Here is a 22,332-nt window from a genome sequence, read left to right as displayed (position 1 = left end):
GCAGGGGCCGGCTTGTCAATGCGGCGAGGTCTCTCAGCGCCAAGAGGAAAACTCAAGAGGGGGCGGCAGATTTGATCTGACCCCGCATCGACCCCGCGACGCGTCAGTCCTTCGGCTCCAGCGGCTCGTAGAGCGTGCGGGCCTCGGTCGGCGGACCGCGTCGCTCGCCGAAGGCCTCCAGCCTGACCGCGATCACCCGACCGCCGAGCGCGAACACCAGCTCATCGCCGCGCTTCAGACCGCGTGAGGCCTTGTCGAGCCGTCCCTCAGCACCCATCCGGGTGAAGCGGATCCGGCCTTCGTCGACGAAGCGGGCCGCCAGCGACCGGGTCTTGAAGAACCGGGCGCGCCACAGCCAGACATCCGCGCGACAGGACTCCTCGCTCATGAGGCGGCGGGCTTGCGGCGCCGGGGCCGGCGTCGGCGGGCCGGCGATGCGACCTTCAGTCCGGCCAGGGCGGCGAACGGCGAATGAGCGGGCGGCGGCGGGGCGGTCTCGACCGGCTTGTCGTTGCGACGGCGCCAGGCCACGGGCTCCGTGCGGCTGATTGGGGTGAAGCCCAGCGCCCGCAGGATCGCCCCGGCTTCGGCGGCGGTCCAGCCAAGGCCCGCGCGCGCCGCGTCGCTCAGGATGATTCCGGTGCTCGGTTTGAATCCGGCTCTCAGCGCCTCGTCGAGCGTTTCCAGCTGCTTCGCGGGCACGGCGAACGGTCCGACTGCCCGCAATCCTCGGGCGGCCAGCACCCGCGGCTCGGGCGCGGGCGTCGGCAGGCGGCTGAGCGCCTCCAGCGGCGGCCGCCAGCCTCCGCCGACCATGGCCTGGGCGAACGCCAGCGCCTCCGGCTCCAGCAGGCCGGGCATGAACAGGCTGAAGGCGCCGATACGCACGCCGAGCGACCGCAGCGACCGCCGCTCCGCCTGGCTGAGCGCCTTGAGGTCGGCCTCGACCACCCGGCGATCGAGCAGGCCGCCGGCCTCGACCAGCCGGTGGCCGATGCCGCGCGGCAGGCCCTTCACCTGGCCGGCCGCCATGGCCTGTTCCAGCTTCACCAGCGGGGCCAGCCGCCGTTCGCGTTCGGCGGCGAGGAAGGCCTGCAGCCGTTGCCGCGCGCGCTCCCGGGCCGTCTCGGGGCCCAGCTCGCCCAGCAGCCGCACCTTGCCGCCCTCGATGATCTGGCCGGCCGCCGCGCCATGCCACAGCACCGCGCCGTCGGGCGTCACGCTGAAGCCGTCGTCGTCCTCGCCGGCCAGCTGGCCCAGCCGCCGCGTGACCTCCGGCCCGACCGCCCGTTGGGCCGCGCCGCGCAGCGCCTTTTCCTCCAGCGAGGAGGCGGCCTTCGCCCCCTGGAACGTCAACCCCTGCAGCCGGCCGACCACGTGGCCCTCGACGGTCACCGTGCCGTCCTCGGCCACGCCCGCCAGCATCTCCGACCGTTCGCCCAGCTGCCGCATCAGCACGCTGGTCCGCCGGTCGATGAACCGCGCCATCAGCTTCTCGTGCAGGGCGTCGGACAGCCGCTCTTCCAGCCCGCGCGTCACGCCCTGCCAGTGCGCCGGGTCGACGAGCCAGTCCGGCCGGTTGGCGACGTACGCGAGGGTCCGCACCCCCGCGAGCCGCGTGGCCAGGGTGTCGATCTCGCCATCGATGCGGTCGAGGCCCTTGAACTGCCCCTGCATCCAGTCCTCCGGCAGCCGACGCCGGCCGGTGGTCAGGTTCTCGAACAGGGTCCGGATCAGCCGCAGGTGCTCGTCGGTGGTCTGTTTGCGGAAGTCGGGCGTCTGGCAGACCTCCCACAGTCGCTCCAGCGCCACCCGGTCGCGCACGCGGTGGACGATGTCCGCGTCCTCGGCCAGCCGCTTGAGCGCCTGCTCGTCGAGCGCCTCCGCCGACAGGGCGAGGCCCTCGCGGTTCGGCGTCGCGTCCAGCGAACGGATCAGCGACGGCAGATTGTCGAAATCGAGCCGGTGGTTGCGCCACTGCGCCCCGGCGACCGGCTGGAAGGCGTGGTTCTCGACGCTGAGCACCAGGTCCTCGTCCATGTCCTCGGCCTCGCCGGTGACGCCGAACGTGCCGTCCTTGATGTGCCGCCCGGCGCGACCGGCGATCTGGCCGACCTCCTGCGGGTGCAGCCAGCGGGTCTTCTTGCCGTCGAACTTGCGCAGGCCGGCGAACGCCACATGGTCGACGTCCATGTTCAGGCCCATGCCGATGGCGTCAGTGGCCACCAGAAAGTCGACCTCGCCGGACTGGTACAGCGCGACCTGGGCGTTGCGCGTACGCGGACTGAGCGAGCCCATCACCACCGCCGCGCCGCCGCGCTGGCGGCGGATCAGCTCGGCGATGGCGTAGACATTGTCGGCGCTGAAGGCGACCACGGCGCTGCGGCGGGGCAGGCGGGTCAGCTTCTTGCTGCCTGTGTAGCGCAGACTGGAGAACCGCTCGCGTTCGACGATCTCGACGCCCGGCAGCAGCCGCCGGACCAGCGGGGCCATGGTCCCGGCGCCCAGCAGCATCGTCTCGTACTTGCCCCGCGCATGCAGCAGCCGGTGAGTGAAGACATGGCCGCGCTCGGGATCGGCGCACAGCTGGATTTCGTCGACGGCCAGGAAGTCGACCTCCCGGCCCAGCGGCATGGCCTCGACGGTGCAGATGAAATACTGCGGCCGCGGCGGGACGATCTTCTCTTCGCCCGTGATCAGCGCCACCTCGCGCGGCCCTTTCAGCCGCACCACCCGGTCATAGATCTCACGCGCCAGCAGCCGCAACGGCAGGCCGATCATGCCGCTGTGGTGCCCCAGCATCCGCTCGACGGCGAGGTGGGTCTTGCCGGTGTTGGTCGGGCCGAGCACCGCCACGAGCCTGTGCGCCGCCTGGCCTGTGGAACGATCACTCATCAGGCAAAGGTGGGGGAGTCGTGGCCCCCCGACAAGTCACCGCCCGTCGTGAACGATCTTTCCGCCGACAACGGTCAGAACCGGCTTCACCTTGAGGATGTCTGCCTCCGGAACGGTCATGATGTCGGCCGAAAACACGGTGATGTCGGCCGGACAGGACGGCACCAGCACGCCGCAATCGCCGCCGTCGACGATACTGGGCGTCAGGGTGAAGGCGCTCAGCGCCGACGGCCGGTCGATGGCCAGTTCCGGGTGCCAGCCGGGACCCGACCGGCCCTGCAGGTCCTTGCGGGCGACGGCGGCGTAGAACTCGATGCGCGGATCGCCGACCTCGACGGGCGCGTCGGTGCCGAACACGACGGTGGCGACCGTGTCGAGCAACGCCTTCCAGGCGTAGGCCCCGACCAGCCGGTCCGGCCCCAGTCGTGACGGCGCGAACCACAGGTCGCCGATGGCGTGGGACGGCTGCATGGAGGCGACGACGCCCAGGCTCGCGAAGCGCGGGATGTCCTTCGGGTCGAGGATCTGGGCGTGCTCTATGCGCCAGTGCAGGCCGCGCGACGTCGCCGCGTCCGACCCCAGCACCTCTTCGTACCAGTCCAGCACCAGCCGGTTGCCGCGGTCGCCGATGGCGTGGAACGCCACCTGCGCCTTCACGGCCAGCGCCTGCTTCAGGATGGCGATCGTGGCGTCGTGCTGGGCGATCAGCAGGCCGGACGTGTCGGGCCGGTCGGTATAGGGCTTGAGCAGCGCCGCGCCGCGCGAGCCGAGCGCCCCGTCCATATAGAGCTTCACGCCGCGCACCCGCACGCGGCCTGTCGCGTCCTGATAGGGGCCGCGCTTCAGCACCTCGGCGGAATCCTCGGGCGTCATGAACACGTCGACCCGGATGGGCAGCCTGCCTTCGGCGGCCAGCGCCATCAGGACCGAGACATCCTCGGCGTCGGTGCTCATGTTGACGGCGGTGGTCCAGCCGCGGTCGGCGTAGAGCTGCACCGCGCGCTGCAGCGCCTCGCGACGGGCGGCCGGCGTCAGCGGCGGCAGTTTCGCGCCGATCAGGTCCTGGGCGGCGTCGACAAGCATGCCGGTCGCTTCACCCGCCTGCGTCCGGTCAATGCGACCGCCGACGGGATCCGGCGTCGCGCCGGTGATTCCGGCCAGCTTCAGGGCGGCGGTGTTCAGCACGACGGCATGGCCGTCGGCCCGCGCCAGCACGATCGGCCGGTCGGCGGATACGGCGTCGAGGTCGAAGCGGGTCGGGAAGCGGCCTTCCGGCCAATGGGTCTCGATCCAGCCGCGCCCCACGATCGGATCGGTCCCGGGATGGGCCGCGGCCCAGGCCCGCACGGTCTCGACCAGTCCGGCCACTGACGTCACCTGGTCGAGATTGAGCGTCATCTCGCGCAGGCCCACGCCCGTCAGGTGCACATGCGAATCGACGAAGCCCGGATAGGCGGCGGCGCCCTTCAGATCGATCTCGGGCAGGCCGGCCGCCTTTTTCCGGGCGGCGACAAGGGATCCGGCGAAGGCGATCTTCTCGCCGCGCACCACCAGGGCCTCGGGCCGGTTGCCCTGTCCACCGACGGCGCCGACGTAGATCGGCCCGCCGAACATCAGGAATCCGTCTTCCCTGGCCCGCGCCGCGGGGGCGACGGCAAGCGTTGTCAGGGCGAGAAGCAGGGAAAGGAAGCGGATCACGGGAAGGCCTCGCTTGAGGAGTTAACGCCCCGGGACCTTATCAGCGAACAGGGGCGAAACGAATCAGGACCGAATCAGTGACTTCGTCCGATTCGGCATTTGTTCACCGCAACATATTGTATCTTAACGGTGATTAACCACAACGTGAAAGTTGGAATCTCCCTCTCCTTCATGGGGGGGGGACAGGCCGCGAAGCGGTCAGGATGGGGGAGTGTGAGGGCGCGCCCGATGCTGAGGCGTAGTATCCTGCTGCCCCGCCCGGCCGGACCGAGTCCGTCCACCATCCCCATGAAGGGGAGGGAATTGAACGCCCGACTCCAATCCTTGACGCCTTGGCCTCTCTTGCCTATACCCGCCGCTCCCGTGCGGAGGGCCACTTCCGCGCGTCCTGAATTCTTATGCGAAGGTCGCTTACATGTCGCGCCGCTGCGAACTCACCGGTGTTGGTCCCATGGTCGGGAACAACGTGAGCCACTCGAATATCAAGACGAAGCGCCGCTTCCTGCCGGCGCTGTCGCCCGCCACGCTCCAGTCGGAAGCGCTGGGCCAGAGCTTCAAGCTGCGGATCACCAACGCCGCCCTGCGCACGCTGGACTTCCGCGGCGGCCTGGACGTGTTTCTGGCCAAGGCCAAGGACGAGGACCTCTCGCCCCGCGCCCTCAAGATCAAGCGTCAACTGAAGGCGAAGCTGGCCGAACAAGCCGCCGCCTGAGGCCACGAGCTTCAAGACGACAGACGGCCCGCGGGGAAACCCGCGGGCCGTTTGCGTATATTGCTCCCCATCGGGGGAGCTGTCAGTCCGAAGGACTGACTGAGGGGTCACCCGGAATGGCTGACATCTGAGCGGACCCCCTCCGGCCCGCCTTTGGCGAGCCACCTCCCCCGATGTGGAGGATTTCACGCCAGCAACTCCCGCCCCGCGTCCCGCACGTCCGTGCAGCCGGTCAGGGCCATGGCCATCATCATCTCCTGGCGCATGATCTGCAGCACGTGATCCACGCCCTTCTGGCCGGCGCCGGCGAGGGCCCAGGCCCAGGCGCGACCGATGAAACAGCCCTTCGCGCCGCTGGCCAGGGCCTTGACCACGTCCAGCCCCGACCGCACGCCGCCGTCCATGATCACCGTCAGGTCGTCGCCGACCGCATCAGCGATGGCGGGCAGGGCGCGGATGCCGCTTTGCACGCCGTCCAGCTGCCGGCCGCCGTGGTTGGAGACGATCAGGCCATCCGCGCCGTAGCGCTTCGCCTCGCGCGCGTCATCGGCGTCCAGAATACCCTTGATGACCAGCGGCCCGTCCCAGTTCTCGCGAATCCAGTCGAGGTCCTTCCAGGTCAGGGTCGGATCGAAGTTCTTCGTCACCCAGGGCCAGAATTCCATTACGCCCTTGGCCTCCGGAATCGCCGGGGCGAGGTTGCCGAAGGTGTGCGGGCCGCCGGTCGCAATCACGTCCCAGGCCCAGGCCGGGTGGGTGATCCCGTCCCACAGCCGCTGCAGCGGCACGAACGGCGTCTGCGCCCCGAACAGGCCCGAGCGCACGTCGCGATAGCGCGCGCCGGGCACCGGCAGGTCGACGGTGAAGGCCAGCACTGGGCAGCCCAGCTCGGTCACCCGGCCGAGCAGCTCCTTCATGTAGCCGCGGTCCTTGATGATGTAGAGCTGGTACCAGGGCGCCTGGCCGCCGTCCTTCGTCACCTCTTCGACGTCGCAGATCGACAGTGACGACAGGCACATGTTCAGACCGGCCGCCCGGGCAGCCTTCATCGCCTGGACTTCGCCGCGCCGGGCGTACATGCCGCCCATCCCGATCGGCGACAGCACCATCGGCATCGAGAGCTTCTGACCGAAAAGTTCGGTTTCCAGCGAGATCGTCGAGACGTCGCGCATCACCCGCTGACGCAGGGCCAGGGCCTCGAAGTCGTCGACGTTCCGCCGCAGCGTCGCCTCGGCGTAGGAACCGCCGTCGAGGTAGTCGAACAGAACGCCGGGCAGACGCCGCCGGGCCAGTTCGCGGTAGTCGGTGACGCAGGCAGGTCTCATTTGGGCGGGTTCCAGTCGAAGGCCAGCAGCAGGGTCCGCTGCGTCGGGCTGAAATTGTCGTCGGACAGCAGGTACAGCCGCCAGCCGCCATTCGGCCGCGCGACCACGGCCACGCCCTCGAAATTGTCGACGGTCATCGGCGGGGCGAGAGTCAGGGTGTCGACGACACGTCGCGCGCCGAGGGGGTCACGCACGATCGAGACGATGATCCGCGACCCGATGGCTGGAATATAGCTGTGATGCAGGATCACCAGCTCGCCCTTGGGGCCCGTGGTCAGGCTGGACAGACGGTAGCCGGGTGGCGGCCTGGGCAGGCCTGCCTTTTCCTCGCAGGCGACGCTCAGGCGGCAGAGCCAGATGCCGCCCGGCTCGATCCCGACCCAGTAGGCGTCGGCGGCGACCGAGGGCGCCGCCGCCAGTCCCTCCATGCCGTCGTTCACCGCCATGGCGACGTCAGGCATAGAGGCCGGCTTCGGCGGTCGCGTGGTCGAGGGCGCGTAACGCCAAATGCGGTGCTGGCCCTCGAAACTGACGAGAGTCTCTCCGTCGCCGAGACGGGTCACGCCCTCGGCGTCGGTCCAGGCCTTGCCTTGCAGGGGCAGGGAATCGAGGCCCTGCAGCGGCCGCAGCGCGCCTTTGGTCAGGCCGACGAGCCGCCCGGACGGGTCCAGCGCCAGCCGGCCGGTGAACAGGTCCGCGCCGTCGTCGGAGACCGAAAGCAGATCGCCGTCGGGCTCGACCACCAGATCCGACAGGCCATGAAGCCGGCTGGTCTCGTCGCTTGTCAGACTCACACCGCCGGCGAAGGCGAAGTCGCCCGCGGATGTCAGGCCGGGATCCGATGGGTCCATCACCACCGGCGTGGACTGGATCGCGATCCCCGGGCCTGGGCTGACGGGGTGGAGCGGCAGGGCGACCCGGCCCGCGACGCAGGCGGCGAGCGACAGGGCGATGGCCGCGGTCGCTCCGGGAACCACCGCCCACCGCCGCCGCATCAGACCATCGCCTCGCGAACCTGCCTGAAAGTGACGGTCTTTGGCGGAGGGGGCTGTGTCACCGGCGGCGCGGCCAGCAGGCCCCGCACATTGGCGACCCGTTTGGGCTCTTCCTCGAACAGGCCGGCCAGCTGCTCGACCAGCGCGCCGCCCAGCTGCTCGACGTCAACGATAGTCACCGCCTTCTTGTAGTAGCGGGTCACGTCGTGACCGATGCCTATGGCCAGAAGCTCGACCGGGCTCTTCGTCTCGATCTCGGTGATCACGCTGCGCAGGTGCCGTTCGAGATAGTGGCCGCTGTTGACCGACAGGGTGGAGTCATCGACCGGCGCGCCGTCGCTGATGACCATCAGGATGCGCCGCTGCTCGGTGCGTGAGATGAGCCGCTGGTGGGCCCACATCAGCGCCTCGCCGTCGATGTTTTCCTTCAGCAGCCCCTCGCGCATCATCAGGCCGAGGTTGCGGCGGGCGCGACGCCAGGGCGCATCGGCTCCCTTGTAGATGATGTGCCGCAGGTCGTTCAGCCGGCCGGGCGAGGCGGCCTTGCCGGCCTTGATCCAGTCGTCCCGGCTGATGCCGCCTTTCCAGGCGCGGGTCGTGAAGCCGAGGATCTCGGTCTTGACCCCGCAGCGCTCGAGGGTGCGGGCCAGGATGTCGGCGCAGACGGCCGCCACCATGATCGGCCGGCCCCGCATAGATCCGGAGTTGTCGATCAGCAGGGTGACGACGGTGTCGCGGAACTCGGTGTCGGATTCCTGCTTGAACGACAGCGGCGCGGTCGGGTCGATAATGATGCGCGGCAGGCGTGCGACATCGAGCATGCCCTCCTCGAGGTCGAAGCTCCACGATCGGTTCTGCTGCGCCATCAGGCGGCGCTGCAGCTTGTTGGCCAGCCGCGACACCACGCTGGACAGGCTGGCCAGCTGCTGGTCGAGATAGGCCCGCAGGCGGGTCAGTTCCTCGGCGTCGCACAGCTCTTCGGCGCCGACGATTTCGTCATGGGTCGTCGTGAAGACCTTGTAGGGCGGCTCGGCCCGACCATCGTCCTTGACGTCCGCGCGGGCGGGCTTGGCGCCGTCGCCCATGTCGGGAGCCTCGTCGCTCATCTCGGTGGCGTCCTCGTCGGACTCCACCATCTGTTCCTCGCCGTCCTGGGAGTCGCTTTCGGACCCCTCGGTCTCCTCCATCGAGGCGCCTTCGGGCGTCTGGCCGTCGCCGTCTCCGTCGTCGCTTTCGCTGGACTGGGACTGGTCCTCGTCGCCCTCGTCTTCCTCGCTGCTCTCGGACGGATCGACGTCGGCGTCGCCCATGTCCAGATCGTGCAGGATAGCGCGCGTGACCTTGCCGTAGGCGGCCTGGTCGTGAACCGCGCCGGCCAGACGGTCGAGATCGGCGCCGGCGCGGGCTTCGATGTCGGCGCGGAACAGGTCGACCATGGCCCGCGCGCCCTCGGGCGGCGCATCGCCGGTCAGGCGCTCCCGCACCAGCAGCGACAGCACGTCGGCCATCGGCGCACTGGCCTTGTCGGTGATGCGGGCCAGACCTTTGCGTTCGATGCTCTGTTCGAGGATCGCGCTCAGGTTGGCGCGCACGCCGCCCATGGCGTTGGCGCCGATCGACTCGATACGGCTCTGTTCGACGGCCTCGAAGATGGCCTGGCTTTGCGGCGACGCCGGGCGACCCTTGGCATGGGCCACGGGGTCATGGTGCGCCAGGCGCAAGGCCATCTGGTCGGCCATGCCCCGGATGCGCGAGGCCTCCTTTGACGACAGGTCGCGCGGCGGATGCGGCAGGACGGCCCGGTTGCCGGACAGCGACGGACCGTCGCCGGAGAAGACGACTTCAAGGTCTGGCGTCTCGGCGAGCGATCGCGCGGCGTGCGCCAGGGCGCGCTTGAAGGGTTCGGTCGGACTTTCGGGCTTGTTGGCCATGTCACCGTCTTACTCCGGCGACGCAACGGAATGGAAGGCGGTGACCGTCAAGGATCGATGCATTCTCGGGCCGATCCGGAAAGGGCCCTGCTCCGGTTGCCTTGAAGTCGCGGTCCGCGGGGCGCCTGTTCAGGCGGCGGCGCGGCCGCGCACAGCCTCGGCGGGCAGGAAGAAGCTGAACGTCGAGCCTTGTCCCGGTTCGCTTTCCACGGCCATCTCGCCGCCCATCAGGGCGACCAGCTCGTGACTGATCGCCAGCCCCAGCCCCGTGCCGCCGAACTGCCGGGTGGTCGAGGCGTCGAGCTGGTTGAACTTGCCGAACAGGTCGGCCAGCCGGCCCGCCGGAATGCCGACGCCCGTATCGAGCACGCTGAATTCCAGGCCGCGCGTGCTGGTCCAGACCCTTAGCGACACCCGGCCTCTCGGCGTGAACTTCACGGCGTTGGCGACCAGATTGGCCAGCACCTGGTTGAGCCGCATGGCGTCGAGACGCCAGACGCCCGCCGCGGCCGGCTCGATGGCGAAGTTCAACCTCAGCCCCTTCTCCTCGGCCATGCCCTGAAACGTGCCGCAGACGCCCGAGACGATCTTCGTCAGGTCCGCGTCCTCGCGCTGGATGTCCAGTTTGCCGGCCTCGATCTTGGCCAGGTCCAGGACGTCGTTGAGCAGGGTCAGCAGCGTGGCGCCGGAGTCGCGGATGATCGCCAGGTGGCTGCGCTGGACGGGAGACAGCTCGCCGCGATCCATGATCTGCGCCATGCCCAGAACGCCGTTCAGCGGCGTGCGGATCTCGTGGCTGATATTGGCCAGAAACTGGGACTTGGCGACGCTCGCCGCTTCGGCCCGGTCGCGGGCGCTGGTCAGGTCGTCCAGCGTCGCCTCGAGCCGGGCGTCATTGACGGCCAAGCTGTTCAGGACCGCCAGCACCCGCCGGGCCAGAGCCCATGCGGCGATGCCGAAAGCCGCCAGGACCAGCAGGAAGGGCCCGATCGCGTCCTTCAGAAAGCCGGTTCCGGGCTTCTTCGGCGTCCAGGCCAGACGGCCGATCACATGTCCCTGGCCGTCCGCCAGGGGTACGGCCAGGCCGTCGGGAACCTCTCCGGCCTTCAACAGCCGGACATCGCGCAGGCCAAGATCGTCCTGCAGCTCGCCGAGGAAGCCTTGGTCCAGTCGCCGGCCAGACACGACGATGACCGAAGGGCGGCCGGTCTGCACGACCGAGCCGTTCTCCGGCACGATGGTCGACAGCCCGACAATCCACAGCTCGCCGCCGGTCCGGACAAAAGCCGCCCGGGTCGCGGCGTCGGGTAGCCCGTGGGGCGGCGCCAGGCCCGGGAACAGTTTGGGCTTCTCCCTTGCACGCACCTCCGCAAGCAGCGGCGTCATGTCGGCGGAAAACGTGCCCAATGATGCCGTCGGCGCGACCTCGCCGCCGTCGGCGGCGTAAATCACCCGTCCATCCGCGCCGAACAGCAACGTCCGGTCGTGGTGCATGTAGGTGGCGTAGTAGACGCCGAAGTTCTCATGCACCCACTTCGGATCGAAGTTTCGCACGGCCCTGAGATAGGCGTCGTCCCAGACGGTCGCCGATGTGATGTCCTCGGTGATCCTCATCTGGCGGCGGTCCAGGGTCCGCGCGACGAGGTCCCGTTCCTCCGTCGCCACGGCCTGGTCTATGCCGCGGGCGGCGAACGTCATCGCGCCGAGCGCGGCCGTCAGGACAATGCCGATCACCAGCAGACCCAGCATCAGGATCCACTTCAGCTCGTTCCGGCTGTGAACGGCGCCCAGGGTCATGCAGGCAAAATAGACGTCAGGCGCTAACGACGATTGAACCCGAAGTGAGCCAAGTTGACGCAGGCAATCGGGTCACCTTGCGTCGTTGTTAACCAGACCCGCGCAGGATCGGTCAGGCAAAGACGGGAGGCATTCATGAGCAGATACCTTGCAATACTAGCGGCGTCAGCGGCGCTGACCCTCGCCGGCGAGGCCCGGGCAGCCGAGGCGGAACCGGGCGGCTGGACGCTGTCGGGCGAAGTCGGCGTGGTCAGTGACTACCAGTACCGCGGCTATTCCCTGTCGAATGGCGATCCCGCCGTGCAGGGCGGCCTGACGGCGACCGCGTCGAACGGATTTTACGCCTCCGTCTGGGGCTCGCGCATCGCTGAATACGGCATCGGCCCGGATGGCGACGGCGCGAAGATCGAGGTCGATCTGGTGCTCGGCAAGACCTTCAGCCTGGGCAGCTGGGACTGGGACGCGGCGGTCATGTACTACGGCTACCCGGACGGATCGAACGTCGACTATCTCGAGATCCCGGTCTCGGCCTCCCGCACGACCGGCGCCTTTACCACCACGCTTGGCGTGTCCTACGCCCCCGCCCAGGACAATCTCGGCGGGGACGACAACCTCTATCTGTCCATCGCCGGCGACTACGCGCCCGAGGCGTGGCCGTTCAGCCTCAACGGCGCGATCGGGCGCGAGGACGGCGCTTTCGCCGACGGCAAGATCGACTGGGCTTTCGGGGTGGCGAAGGATGTCGGACCGGTCAGCCTGACGCTGCAATACACGGACAGCGACGGCCCGGGCGCGGACTCCGCCGTGGTCGGCGGTCTGTCCTTCGGCTTCTGACCCCAATGAAAACGGGCCGGCCTCCGTCAGGAGACCGGCCCGTCAAGCTTTGATGCTGTAAGCCCTTAGGAGGCTTGCAGCTGGCCCGCCGAGGTCTTGCCCGAGCGCTGGTCGCGCTCGAGTTCGTAGCTCAGCTTCTGGCCTTCGTTCAGCGAGCGCATGCCGGCGCGTTCAACGGCCGAGATGTGGACGAAGACGTCAGCGCCGCCGTCGTCCGGCTGGATGAAGCCGTAGCCCTTGGTGGCGTTGAACCACTTCACGGTTCCGGTAGCCATGGATGTAACCTCTTTCAACAGTCTGATTGCGCCCCGAAGAGCGCGGTAGCATCGGTATTTCGGAAGGATCGAGGACAGGTCCGGCGCAAGACTTCAAGACGTGCGGTGGATGGCGACCGAACCAGGCGAAATTTCGACGGCGATTTCGTCGCACTTTTTCGCTGATCAGGCAAGTCGGCGTGAGTCGGCCTAGCCGCGGACGGCGATGGAAACCCGTCCCGCGGCGACCGGGGGCGACCGCAGAAGGTCGACGATCTGCAGCAGGAATTCCTTGCGCCGGGCGAGGGCCCCGGGGACGTCCTGACCGGCGCGGACGAAGCGGACGTCCTCGCGCTCGGCCTCATGGGCCACACGATCGGCGACGGCGGGCAGGTGGCCGTCACCCTTGCGGGCGTCCATCAGCGCCGCGTGCGAGCGGGCCTCGTCAATGCGTTTGCGCACCAGAGCATCTACGTCCGAGCCGCCTTCGGCGCGAGCCGCCAGAGCCGCGAAGTCGTGCGCGTACATCCGCACGAAGCCTTCCTCGATCATGGAGTCTCCAATCTGCCGCCAGAATCGCCGGCGGCCGGCGCGCCATCCGCGCGCGGGTTGACCCTGTATAACACGGATTGGGCGAAAACGGGGACGGAATGTCGCGGGGGCTAGGGCCGCCGTCCTCACACGGTCTGACGTCGCGTCCCGACTTTGCTAGAGTCCCGTCGTCATGGCGCGCATCGTTCCCCTTTGGCGGTCCCCGGAGATCAGCGTTCACCGCTTTGATCATCCCGTGGAGCATGAAGACCAGCCCTACGAGGAAGTGGCCGGCGCCTTCATGGCGAGCTTCGTCGAGGACGGGACGTTCGACCTCCATGTCGGCGACGGCGCCTGGCGGGTGACGCCCGGAGCGGTGATGCTCAGCCATCCGGGCATGCGCTTCCGCGCCGCCTTTCAGGGCAAGGGGTTCAGCGACACCTGTCTGTCGCTGACCTATCTCTCGGCCAACGACGACGGTTTCGATCCCGCCCGCAGCTGGGCGAGGGCGGGCCGGCCCGTCCTGCCCGCGAGCAACCGGCTTCGCTACTTGCGCTGGGGCTTGCGCCGAGCGATCGACGATGGCGCGCCGATGTTCGCCGAATACTGCGCTACCGAGATCTTCCGCGACATGTTGGGCGAGACGCCGGCCCCCCTCTACAGCGATCGGACCTTCGCCTGGTACGCCGAGCGCGTCCACGCGGTCCGGGAGCGTCTGGAGGCCGGGTTCGCGGAGGCCTTCACGGTGTCGGACCTGGCCAGTTCGGTCGGCATGAGCCTGTTCCATTTTTCGCGGGTCTTCACCGCACTGACCGGCGCGCCGCCGCATCGCTACCTGCTGCGCGTCCGGCTCGCGGCGGCCAGGGCCATGTTGCGGGAAGGCCGCGCCGTGACCGAGACCTGCTACGCCTGCGGCTTCGAAAACCTCAGCCATTTCAGCCGCAGCTACGCCCGGCGATATGGCGAACCCCCGTCGCGCACCGCCGCCTGAAAATTGGCAGGAAAGTGCAAGCAGGCCCCTCGGCCGCTGGACTATCCCGGGCCTGTCACCACTGGACAGGACCCGACCCATGGATCTCCGCACGACCCTTCCGCAGCTGTTCGCCGTGGCCCTGGCCGCGTTCGCCGGACCGGCCTCCGCGAGCCCGGACGACGATCGCCGGGCCATCGCCGCGATCGACACCGCCTATCAGGCCGCCGTCGAACGCAACGACGCCGAGGCCATGGCCGCGATCCTTCATGACGACATGATCCTCGTCCTCGGCTCGGGCGCGGTCATGACTGGCGAGGAGATCCTCGACTGGGCGCGGACGGAGGAGTTCATCTACGAGCATCAGGTCGAGGACGAAGGCACCCAGACGGTCCGCCTCTACGGACGCGACACGGCCATCGTCACGGCCCGTCTCTGGCTCAAGGGAACCCGACGCGGCCAGCCGTTCGAACGCCGGCTGTGGTTCAGCGACACCTATGTGCGCACCCCCCAGGGCTGGCGCTACGTCTTCGGCCAGGCCTCGCTGCCCCTGCCGGCGTCCTGATCGCCGCGATGACGGGGAATTGGGGCGGACCGATGCGCGACGCATGCTATGGGGCTGGCCGCAGCCGCACCGGGCGTCCGCGCGCCGGAGCCCTCCCATGGCCGTTCAGACCGTTCACCTCGTCCAGGCCTTCATCGCCGGCCGCGGCAAGGCCCTGAAGTCGGAGCAGGCGGTGGTCTGCAAGACAGCCGACGAGGCCATCCGCCGCGCCGAACGCCTGGCCCCCCTCCGCCTCGGCGTGGTCGCTTTCAGCGCCACCGGCGACATGGAAATGGGCGACTTCGACGAGACCCCGACGATCCTCTTCAAGGCCGGAAGGCTCCCGCCGCCGTTCGAGGATGCGTAAGGGCGACAACCCTTCGATTGGGGATGAGGGTTGCTCCAACAGGAATCTTAGGAAAACCTCAATCGGGCCATAGGCAAGAGATGGTCAACGGAGGGCCTGCTGCCATGCTCGCGACTATTGGATACGAGGGCGCAAAGCTCGAGGATTTTGTTGGTACGCTCCAAGTTGCTGGAGTGCAGATGATTGTGGATATCCGTGATCGTGCTCAGTCGCGCCGTCCCGGGTTTTCGAAAACCGCGTTGAAGGAACGGCTAGAACGCGGCGGAATGGCTTACGTCCATTTCAAGGAGTTGGGCGACCCAAAGGAAGGGCGAGAAGCCGCTCGTTCAGGCGACTATTCTAAGTTCCAACGCATCTATGCTCAAGTTCTGAAAAGCCAATCTGCACGCGATGCGTTGGATGCGATTGTTACCTTAGTTGGTCACCAGAGCATTTGCCTGCTCTGTTATGAACGGGATCATCGGCAGTGCCATCGCAAGATGGTTGCCGACGAAATCGAATCGGTTGTTGGGTTCAAGTCTCGCCACCTAGGAGTGCAGAGCATTGAGCCGACTTGTGAGCGCGCCGGACGAGTGCGTGATCTTGGTGAAGGCGCTGCCGCATAGGAGCAGCAATTACTTCGAGACGGTATGTTGCGCGGGCGTCGGCCACGACATGCGATGGCGGCGTCTATATCCGGTCGCTTTCCGCATCTTGAACGAGGATCAACAATTCAAGCGCTGGCATTGGGTGAGCTATCGTTTCACTCGACCCTCCAATGATCCCCGTGCTGAGAGCCAGAAAGTCGATCACGATACGATCTCGGTCTCGAAGCAACTTCGAGATTCTGAGCGGTCGAGAATTGCACGCCAACTTACACGCGAAAGCACGACTGAAGCCGAATCCCGAGGGGAGAGTCTGACGCTCCTGAGGCCGGATGGGGTGCGTTTCAGCTGGAAAAAGAAGTCACTTACCGAACTGGAAGCGGAAGCGAGAAAGCACGCTGATTTGGCCAATCAGCTCTCGATGTTCAACAAACCCGTCGAACCCCTGAATCCTTGCCCATACGAATTTTCATTCGAGTGGCGGGACAGTGCGGGAGCGAAGAGAAATCACACGTGCGATGACTGGGAGACTTCCACGGCGTTCTTTCGTCGGAGAGAGGCAGACGGTGAGGAGAAAGCACTGCTCTCGCTGAGAAAGACATACGAAGAGGAGTATCCCCAGCGCGGTATGCGCTTCGCGCTGGGAACACATTCTCGCCGGAGCAATCAATGACTACTGGTTGGCGTGCTGCGAGTTGACGAGCATCCCCAAGCTGAACTGCAGTTTTAGTGCACCCGCGCCTTCCCGATCACCAGCCCATCAGCGTCTGCTGACACCTCGATAACACTCCCATCCGCCATCTCGCCGGCCAGCAGTTTGCGCGCGATCGGGTCCATCAGTTCCTTCTGGATGACCCGCTTCAGCGGCCGGGCCCCGTAGACGGGGTTGTAGCCGCGCTCGGCCAGCCAGTGCAGGGCGCCGGCGTCGAGCGCGATGCTCATGCGGCGGTCCGCCAGCAGCTTTTCGACCCGCTGCAGCTGGATGCGGACGATGTTGCCCATCTCGCCCCGGCCCAGCCGCTTGAACAGGATGATCTCGTCCAGGCGGTTGATGAACTCGGGCCGGAACTTCTGACGCACGACGTCCATCACCTGCGGCCGCACGGCCTCGACGTCGTCGCCCTCGTCAAGGTTGGCGAGAAACTCGCTGCCCAGGTTGCTCGTCAGGATGATCACGGTGTTGCGGAAGTCGACCGTGCGGCCCTGGCCGTCGGTCAGGCGGCCGTCGTCGAGCACCTGAAGCAGCACGTTGAACACGTCCGGGTGGGCTTTCTCGACCTCGTCGAACAGCACGACCTGATAGGGGCGGCGGCGCACGGCCTCGGTCAGCGAGCCGCCCTCGTCATAGCCGACATAGCCGGGAGGGGCCCCGATCATCCGGCTGACGCTGTGCTTCTCCATGTATTCGCTCATGTCCATCCGGGTGATGGCGCTCTCGTCGTCGAACATGAAATCGGCCAGGGCCTTGGTCAGCTCGGTCTTCCCCACACCCGTCGGGCCGAGGAACAGGAAGCTGCCGATCGGCTTGCCGGGGTCCTGCAGGCCGGCGCGGGCGCGGCGGACGGCGTCGGAGACGGCCAGCAGGGCCTCCTCCTGGCCAACCACGCGCTCGCGCAGGGCGTCCTCCATCTTGAGCAGCTTCTCGCGCTCGCCCTCGAGCATCTTGTCGACGGGCACGCCAGTCCAGCGGCTGACGACGGCGGCGATCTGCTCGGCGTCGACGACCTCGGGGCTCAGCGGGTTCTCGGCCGCCTTGCCGTCTTCCTCGGCGAGGCGCTTCTCGATCTGCGGGATTTCACCATAGGCGATCTCGGAGGCGCGTTGCAGGTCGCCGCGACGCTGGGCGGCGGCCAGTTCGGCGCGCAGCCGCTCAAGGGCCTCGCGGACCTGGGCGGCGCTGCCGACCTTGTCCTTTTCAGCCTTCCAGCGGGCGGTCATCTCGTCGGACTCGACCTGCAGTTCGTCGATCTCGTCCTCGATGGCCTCCAGGCGCTGCTTGCTGGCGGCGTCGGTTTCCTTCTTCAGGGCCTCGCGCTCGATCTTGAGCATGACCAGGCGCCGGTCGATCTCGTCCAGTTCTTCTGGCTTGGAGTCGACGGCCATCCGCACGCGGCTGGCCGCCTCATCCATCAGGTCGATGGCCTTGTCGGGCAGGAAGCGGTCGGCGATGTAGCGGTTGCTCAGGGTGGCGGCGGCGACGATGGCGCTGTCGCTGATGCGCACCCCGTGGTGCAGCTCGTACTTCTCCTTCAGGCCGCGCAGGATCGAGACGGTGTCCTCGACGGTCGGCTCGCCGACGAACACGGGCTGGAAGCGACGGGCCAGGGCCGCGTCCTTCTCCACATGCTTGCGGTACTCATCCAGCGTGGTGGCGCCGACGCAGTGCAGTTCGCCCCGCGCCAGGGCGGGCTTGAGCAGGTTGGAGGCGTCCATCGCCCCGTCGCTCTTTCCGGCCCCGACCAGGGTGTGCATCTCGTCGATGAACAGGATGATGCTGCCTTCGGCGGCGGTGACCTCGCCGAGCACGGCCTTCAGCCGCTCCTCGAACTCGCCGCGATATTTCGCGCCGGCGATGAGGCTGCCCATGTCCAGCGACAGCAGCTTCTTGTCCTTCAGGCTCTCGGGCACGTCGCCGTTGACGATGCGCAGGGCCAGGCCCTCGACGATGGCGGTCTTGCCGACGCCCGGTTCGCCGATCAGCACGGGGTTGTTCTTGGTCCGGCGAGACAGGACCTGGATGGTGCGACGGATCTCTTCGTCGCGGCCGATCACGGGGTCCAGCTTGTCGTCGCGCGCGGCCTGGGTCAGGTCGCGGGCGTAGCGCTTGAGCGCGTCATAGCCTTCCTCGGCGCTGGCGCTGTCGGCGGTGCGGCCCTTGCGGACATCGGCGGCGGCGGTTTCCAGCGACTTCTCGGTCGCGCCCGCGTCCTTCAACGCCTTGGCGGCGTCGCCACCGTCGGCGGCCAGCGCGATCAGCAAGCGTTCGGTGGTGACGAAGGCGTCGCCGGCCTTCTTGGCGTCCTCCTCGGCCCGGGCGAACACGCGGGCGGACTCGGGCTTCAGATAGAGCTGGCCGGAGCCGCCCTCGACCTTGGGCATCTTGCCCAGCAAGGCCTCCACGGCGGTGTCGACCGTGTCGGGACGGCCGCCGCCGCTCTGGATCAGGGCGCGGCTCAGGCCGTCCTTTTCTTCCAGCAGCACCTTGAGAATGTGCTCGGGCGTCAGGTTCTGGTGGCGGCGCGCGAGCGCCAGCGACTGCGCGGACTGGATCGCCTGTTTGGCGCGGTCGGAATAGAGGTCGATGTTCATGCTGTCCCCGTTACGGCGGAATGCGACCGGTCGCCTTGATCAAGCACAACCGGACCGCCCGGATGTAGGTGTGGCCGTGGGGCCACACAAGGGGGAGGCGGACACTCATCCTCTCCCTGAGGGAGAGGTGGCCCGGCGCAGCCGGGTCGGAGAGGGATGAGCCGCTGATCAGGAGCCATCCCCCGCAACCTGCGCCTCCCTCTCCACCATGCTCCGCATGGTCCCCCTCTCCCTCCGGGAGAGGAGTGGCCGCTTATTTCTTCAGCTCCAGGATCTCCAGCTTCGACTCCTGCTTCGGCCACGGCAGCACCAGCCGCCAGCGGTCGGCGCCGATCCGTTCGAACACCCCGACCTGATCGCGCTCGGCGTTCTGGCCGTAGGCGGGATACGTCGTCTCATCGACGCCCCAGGCCTGGGCGCCGACGAACACCAGCCGCTTGTCGGTGTCGGGATACAGCAGGCCGCGCGTGCGCTGGCTGCCGCCGGTCTTGGTCAGGATCAGGTCGCCGCCCGGGGTCAGCTCGACCGTGCAGGTGAAGTACGGGTAGGCGACATAGGTCAGCCCGCCCTCGATCAGCGACCCGATCTTGATCGTGCGGCAGCGGTACTTGCCGGGCCCCGGCTGCAGGTTGCCGGCCAGCGCGCCGTCCGGCACGGCCAGCAGGCCGAGGGCGTCGAGCTCCGCCCCGTGCATGTGGCCCTTGTTGGCCTCGGCCAGCGCCGTCTTCCAGGCCTCGGCCAGGCGATCGACGCGGCTCTGGTCCTCGGCGTTGGCGACCGTGCGCCACAGGTCGGTCCCGCCCTGTTCCCCGGCGGCCGGCGTCGGCGTCGGGGCAGGGCCGGGGGCCGACACCGGCGGCGGGCTGGCGGCCGGGCCGGAGGTTTCCTTCGCCGGTTCCTGCGAACAGGCGGCGAGCGACAGGGCGACGGTGGCGAGGAGCAGGGCGCGTTTCATAATGGGGTGAGCCTATCTCCCTTCTCCCAGCGGGAGAAGGAGGGGCCCGTCCTGCGAAGCCTTGGCGAAGCAGGATGGGAGGTTGAGGGGTTACAGCGTTCGTCGGTCCCCCCGTAACCCCTCACCCTCCCGTCGCGTTGCGCCGGGCCCCTCCCTCTCCCGTCCGGGAGAGGGAAATCCCCTACTGCCGCGCCATCTCCGCATCGCCGATGCCCTGCCCATCAAGGTCCTGGTCGTCATCCATGGTTACCGTCACCTTCTTCAGCAGGCCGGTGAAGCTGAACGGCGCGGGGTAGTCGGCCACCGGGCTGCCCCGGTCCAGGCCGATGTCGAGCCCCGACCAGCTGATGAAGTTGTAGAAGCCCAGCGGCGTGGTCAGCTCGCCGGCCGGCGCGCCGTCGATCAGCAGCACCACCCGTCGCCCGCCGGGACCCGGCCGCACCGCCACCCCCAGCCGCCGGTGGCCTGGCTCGACCGTCCGGTCTGACGTCAGCGTCACATGCTTGCCGCCGATGTTCATGTCGTGCACCAGCCGCCCGTCGCGGACGAACAGGCTGTAGCCGCAGGTCATGTCGCCGTGGGCGATCAGCACGCCCTCATCACCGGCAGCCAGCCGCGCATCGGCCTCGATGAAGTAGCTGCGGCTGCGGATGTCGGGCGCCACATCGGTCGGCACGTGACCCATGCCGCGGTGGAACACGAACTTCTTGCGCGCGCCGTGGAAGCGCTGGGCGTTGACCGCGAACCGCTCGGCGAAGCGGTCGTCGAGCGGCAGCACCTGGTGCTTCTCCGCCTGGGTCCACCACAGGGCGACCATCTGTTCCAGCTTGTCCGGCTGGCTCGCGGCCAGGTCGTCGGTCTCCGAGAAGTCCCGGTCGAGGTGGTAGAGCTCCCACTGGTCGGCGTCGAACGGCCGGCCCGGCGGGTGGAACGCCACCGCCTTCCAGCCGTCCTTCCAGATCCCCCGGTGGCCGAACATCTCGAAATGCTGCGGCCCGGCCTTGGCCGGCGCGGCGCTGTCGAACAGGGAAGCCCTGAAGCTGGTCCCCTCGAGCGGCGTCTGCGCCACGCCCGCGATCACCGCCGGCGGCGTCAGGCCCAGCAGCTCCAGCAGCGTCGGCGTCACGTCGCTGGCGTGGGTGAACTGCCCGCGCAGCTCGCCCCGCGCCGGCAGCCCGGCCGGCCAGCTGATCACCAGCGGATCGCGGATGCCGCCGCCGTGGGTGTTCTGCTTGTAGCGCCGCAGCGGCGTGTTCGAGGCCATCGCCCAGCCGAGCGGGAAGTTCGAATGGGTGTCCGGCCCGCCGATGTCGTCGATGCGGGCGATCTTCTCGTCCATCGGCTCGGGTTTGCCGTTGTAGGGCCCCATGGCGTTGACCATGCCCAGCGGCCCGCCCTCCTGGCTGGCCCCGTTGTCGGACAGCACCAGGATCAGGGTGTCCTCGCGCAGCCCGGCGTCCTCGAGGAACCCCACCAGCCGCGCCAGATGCTGGTCGGCGTGGTCAAGCATCCCGGCGAACGCCGCCTGCAGCCGGGTGAACAGCCGCTGCTCGTCGGGCGTATGCTCGTCCCAGGGCTTCACCCAGTCGTTGCGCGGCGGCATGTGCGTGTCGGCCGGCACGATTCCCAGCGCCTTCTGCTTCGCCAGCCGCCGCTCGCGCTCGACGTCCCAGCCGCCGGAGAACACGGCGTCATACTTCGCGATGATGTCCTTCGGAACCTGGTGCGGCGCGTGACAGGCGCCCAGCGCCAGCCAGGTCAGCCACGGTGTCTCCGGATCATCGGCCGTGTGGTCGGCGATATAGCGGATCGTCTGGTCAACCAGATCCTCCGTCAGATGATAGCCGGTCTCGAACGTCCGCGGCGCGGCCACCGGCGTGTTGTCGCGCACCAGTTCGGGCGAATACTGGTCGGTCTCGGCGTCGAGGAAGCCGTAGAACCGGTCGAACCCGCGCCCCAGCGGCCAGCCGTCGAACGGCCCGGTCGCCCCGCTCTCGGTCAGCGGCGTCACATGCCATTTGCCGACCATGTAGTTCCGATACCCGCCCGACTTGAGCATCTCGGGCAGCATCCCCGCCTCGCGCGAGATCTTGCCGCGATAGCCGGGAAAGCCGCTGTCGAAGTTGGCCAGGCAGCCCATCCCCACGCTGTGGTGGTTGCGCCCGGTCATCAGCGCCGCCCGCGTGGTCGAGCACATCGCCGTGGTGTGAAACCCCGTATAGCGCAGCCCCTCGGCCGCCAGCCGGTCGATGGTCGGCGTCTCGATCGGCGAGCCGTAACAGCCGAAGTCCGAGAACCCGACATCGTCGAACAGCACCACCAGGATGTTCGGCGTCCCCTTCGGCGGCTTGACCTTCGCCGGCCAGAACGGCGTGGAGTCAGCGATCGTCCGCCCGATCACGGGTCCGGTGGTCATGGCGCGTTTCCTCGTCTGCTTTGTCGGCGAGAATAGGCGGGGGTGGAGAGGCGTACCAGTGGGTAACGGCCGTTACCGCCGCCCTTGCGCGCTCAATAATTCCGTCATCGTCGGACTTGTTCCGACGACCCAAGGCCTTGCTGGAGGCAGGAGATGCGGCGCTTTCGCCGCGATAGCCCCATCGGCGGTGTGCTTGGGTCGTCGGAACAAGTCCG

General features: G+C 68.1%; 19 protein-coding genes. 7 read left to right on the top strand and 12 right to left on the bottom strand.

Annotated features, from left to right (window positions below; all coding sequences use genetic code 11):
* Window positions 1-103: 103 nt before the first annotated feature.
* The 3 genes from ACODSL_RS02960 to ACODSL_RS02950 are packed head-to-tail and all read right to left on the bottom strand — an operon-like array spanning window position 104 to window position 4,593.
* The gene (locus ACODSL_RS02960) at window positions 104-388 is read right to left on the bottom strand and encodes an RNA-binding S4 domain-containing protein (RefSeq protein WP_488899136.1); all 285 of its coding nucleotides are present in this window, start codon (window positions 386-388) and stop codon (window positions 104-106) included.
* Window positions 385-2,895: a helicase-related protein gene (locus ACODSL_RS02955; RefSeq protein ID WP_488899135.1), complete on the bottom strand. Its 2,511-nt coding sequence runs from the start codon at window positions 2,893-2,895 to the stop codon at window positions 385-387. Before ACODSL_RS02955 ends, ACODSL_RS02960 begins: the two co-directional genes overlap by 4 nt.
* Window positions 2,896-2,931: 36 nt before the next feature.
* Window positions 2,932-4,593, bottom strand: a complete 1,662-nt coding sequence (locus ACODSL_RS02950) for an amidohydrolase (RefSeq protein ID WP_488899134.1) — start codon at window positions 4,591-4,593, stop codon at window positions 2,932-2,934.
* Between the two features lie 415 nt (window positions 4,594-5,008).
* On the opposite strand from ACODSL_RS02950, the gene rpmB reads away from it, so the two are divergent.
* Window positions 5,009-5,305, top strand: coding sequence for a 50S ribosomal protein L28 (gene rpmB / locus ACODSL_RS02945; RefSeq protein WP_488899133.1), 297 nt, complete (start codon window positions 5,009-5,011; stop codon window positions 5,303-5,305).
* A 185-nt stretch (window positions 5,306-5,490) separates the two neighbouring features.
* Here the strand turns inward: rpmB and ACODSL_RS02940 are convergent, their stop codons facing one another.
* The 4 genes from ACODSL_RS02940 to ACODSL_RS02925 form a co-directional block, all read right to left on the bottom strand.
* Complete coding sequence (locus ACODSL_RS02940) at window positions 5,491-6,630, bottom strand: L-lactate dehydrogenase (protein ID WP_488899132.1); 1,140 nt, start codon at window positions 6,628-6,630, stop codon at window positions 5,491-5,493.
* Window positions 6,627-7,625 (bottom strand): esterase-like activity of phytase family protein, encoded by a 999-nt coding sequence (locus tag ACODSL_RS02935; protein WP_488899131.1) that lies wholly within the window; start codon window positions 7,623-7,625, stop codon window positions 6,627-6,629. Before ACODSL_RS02935 ends, ACODSL_RS02940 begins: the two co-directional genes overlap by 4 nt.
* The gene (gene cobT / locus ACODSL_RS02930; RefSeq protein WP_488899130.1) at window positions 7,625-9,556 is read right to left on the bottom strand and encodes a cobaltochelatase subunit CobT; all 1,932 of its coding nucleotides are present in this window, start codon (window positions 9,554-9,556) and stop codon (window positions 7,625-7,627) included. The genes ACODSL_RS02935 and cobT overlap by 1 nt, the downstream gene beginning before the upstream one ends.
* 129 nt (window positions 9,557-9,685) lie before the next feature.
* Entirely contained in the window at window positions 9,686-11,353 is a 1,668-nt protein-coding gene (locus ACODSL_RS02925) for a sensor histidine kinase (RefSeq protein WP_488899129.1), read from the bottom strand.
* A 135-nt stretch (window positions 11,354-11,488) separates the two neighbouring features.
* Here ACODSL_RS02925 and ACODSL_RS02920 point away from each other — a divergent pair, with 135 nt between their 5' ends.
* Window positions 11,489-12,187: a TorF family putative porin gene (locus ACODSL_RS02920; protein ID WP_488899128.1), complete on the top strand. Its 699-nt coding sequence runs from the start codon at window positions 11,489-11,491 to the stop codon at window positions 12,185-12,187.
* A 65-nt stretch (window positions 12,188-12,252) separates the two neighbouring features.
* On the opposite strand, the gene ACODSL_RS02915 is transcribed toward ACODSL_RS02920, so the two are convergent.
* Together ACODSL_RS02915 and ACODSL_RS02910 are read right to left on the bottom strand one after the other, a co-directional pair.
* Window positions 12,253-12,462, bottom strand: coding sequence for a cold-shock protein (locus tag ACODSL_RS02915; RefSeq protein WP_488899127.1), 210 nt, complete (start codon window positions 12,460-12,462; stop codon window positions 12,253-12,255).
* 189 nt (window positions 12,463-12,651) lie between these two features.
* Entirely contained in the window at window positions 12,652-12,993 is a 342-nt protein-coding gene (locus ACODSL_RS02910) for a hypothetical protein (RefSeq protein ID WP_488899126.1), read from the bottom strand.
* A gap of 172 nt (window positions 12,994-13,165) precedes the next feature.
* Between ACODSL_RS02910 and ACODSL_RS02905 the strand changes: the two genes are divergently transcribed.
* From ACODSL_RS02905 to ACODSL_RS02885, 5 genes are all read left to right on the top strand, one after another.
* Window positions 13,166-13,963, top strand: a complete 798-nt coding sequence (locus ACODSL_RS02905) for a helix-turn-helix domain-containing protein (protein ID WP_488899125.1) — start codon at window positions 13,166-13,168, stop codon at window positions 13,961-13,963.
* Between the two features lie 79 nt (window positions 13,964-14,042).
* Entirely contained in the window at window positions 14,043-14,507 is a 465-nt protein-coding gene (locus ACODSL_RS02900; protein ID WP_488899124.1) for a nuclear transport factor 2 family protein, read from the top strand.
* A 97-nt stretch (window positions 14,508-14,604) separates the two neighbouring features.
* On the top strand, window positions 14,605-14,853 hold the full coding sequence (locus ACODSL_RS02895; protein ID WP_488899123.1) for a hypothetical protein: 249 nt from the start codon (window positions 14,605-14,607) through the stop codon (window positions 14,851-14,853).
* A gap of 104 nt (window positions 14,854-14,957) precedes the next feature.
* Entirely contained in the window at window positions 14,958-15,458 is a 501-nt protein-coding gene (locus ACODSL_RS02890) for a DUF488 domain-containing protein (protein WP_488899122.1), read from the top strand.
* Window positions 15,430-16,110, top strand: coding sequence for a DUF8758 domain-containing protein (locus tag ACODSL_RS02885; RefSeq protein WP_488899121.1), 681 nt, complete (start codon window positions 15,430-15,432; stop codon window positions 16,108-16,110). The genes ACODSL_RS02890 and ACODSL_RS02885 overlap by 29 nt, the downstream gene beginning before the upstream one ends.
* A gap of 53 nt (window positions 16,111-16,163) precedes the next feature.
* On the opposite strand, the gene clpB is transcribed toward ACODSL_RS02885, so the two are convergent.
* The 3 genes from clpB to ACODSL_RS02870 all read right to left on the bottom strand — a co-directional run bounded on the left by clpB (window position 16,164) and on the right by ACODSL_RS02870 (window position 22,117).
* A complete protein-coding gene (gene clpB / locus ACODSL_RS02880) occupies window positions 16,164-18,746 on the bottom strand; it encodes an ATP-dependent chaperone ClpB (protein WP_488899120.1) in 2,583 nt (860 codons plus the stop codon).
* Between the two features lie 253 nt (window positions 18,747-18,999).
* Entirely contained in the window at window positions 19,000-19,701 is a 702-nt protein-coding gene (locus tag ACODSL_RS02875; protein ID WP_488899119.1) for a DUF4893 domain-containing protein, read from the bottom strand.
* Window positions 19,702-19,882: 181 nt separating this feature from the next.
* Window positions 19,883-22,117, bottom strand: coding sequence for an arylsulfatase (locus ACODSL_RS02870; protein ID WP_488899118.1), 2,235 nt, complete (start codon window positions 22,115-22,117; stop codon window positions 19,883-19,885).
* Between the last annotated feature and the right edge of the window lie 215 nt (window positions 22,118-22,332).

Source organism: Caulobacter sp. FG121, from assembly GCF_057809815.1.
This window is presented reverse-complemented; position numbering and strand designations above follow the sequence as displayed.

Coding starts and splice junctions, on each gene's coding strand:
- ACODSL_RS02935 (WP_488899131.1), bottom strand. CDS start 7,625: ATGCGGCGGCGGTGGGCGGTGGTTCCCGGAGCGACCGCGGCCATCGCC.
- ACODSL_RS02920 (WP_488899128.1), top strand. CDS start 11,489: ATGAGCAGATACCTTGCAATACTAGCGGCGTCAGCGGCGCTGACCCTC.
- ACODSL_RS02910 (WP_488899126.1), bottom strand. CDS start 12,993: ATGATCGAGGAAGGCTTCGTGCGGATGTACGCGCACGACTTCGCGGCT.
- ACODSL_RS02915 (WP_488899127.1), bottom strand. CDS start 12,462: ATGGCTACCGGAACCGTGAAGTGGTTCAACGCCACCAAGGGCTACGGC.
- ACODSL_RS02900 (WP_488899124.1), top strand. CDS start 14,043: ATGGATCTCCGCACGACCCTTCCGCAGCTGTTCGCCGTGGCCCTGGCC.
- ACODSL_RS02960 (WP_488899136.1), bottom strand. CDS start 388: ATGAGCGAGGAGTCCTGTCGCGCGGATGTCTGGCTGTGGCGCGCCCGG.
- ACODSL_RS02925 (WP_488899129.1), bottom strand. CDS start 11,353: ATGACCCTGGGCGCCGTTCACAGCCGGAACGAGCTGAAGTGGATCCTG.
- clpB (WP_488899120.1), bottom strand. CDS start 18,746: ATGAACATCGACCTCTATTCCGACCGCGCCAAACAGGCGATCCAGTCC.
- ACODSL_RS02875 (WP_488899119.1), bottom strand. CDS start 19,701: ATGAAACGCGCCCTGCTCCTCGCCACCGTCGCCCTGTCGCTCGCCGCC.
- ACODSL_RS02870 (WP_488899118.1), bottom strand. CDS start 22,117: ATGACCACCGGACCCGTGATCGGGCGGACGATCGCTGACTCCACGCCG.
- ACODSL_RS02895 (WP_488899123.1), top strand. CDS start 14,605: ATGGCCGTTCAGACCGTTCACCTCGTCCAGGCCTTCATCGCCGGCCGC.
- rpmB (WP_488899133.1), top strand. CDS start 5,009: ATGTCGCGCCGCTGCGAACTCACCGGTGTTGGTCCCATGGTCGGGAAC.
- ACODSL_RS02955 (WP_488899135.1), bottom strand. CDS start 2,895: ATGAGTGATCGTTCCACAGGCCAGGCGGCGCACAGGCTCGTGGCGGTG.
- cobT (WP_488899130.1), bottom strand. CDS start 9,556: ATGGCCAACAAGCCCGAAAGTCCGACCGAACCCTTCAAGCGCGCCCTG.
- ACODSL_RS02905 (WP_488899125.1), top strand. CDS start 13,166: ATGGCGCGCATCGTTCCCCTTTGGCGGTCCCCGGAGATCAGCGTTCAC.
- ACODSL_RS02940 (WP_488899132.1), bottom strand. CDS start 6,630: ATGAGACCTGCCTGCGTCACCGACTACCGCGAACTGGCCCGGCGGCGT.
- ACODSL_RS02890 (WP_488899122.1), top strand. CDS start 14,958: ATGCTCGCGACTATTGGATACGAGGGCGCAAAGCTCGAGGATTTTGTT.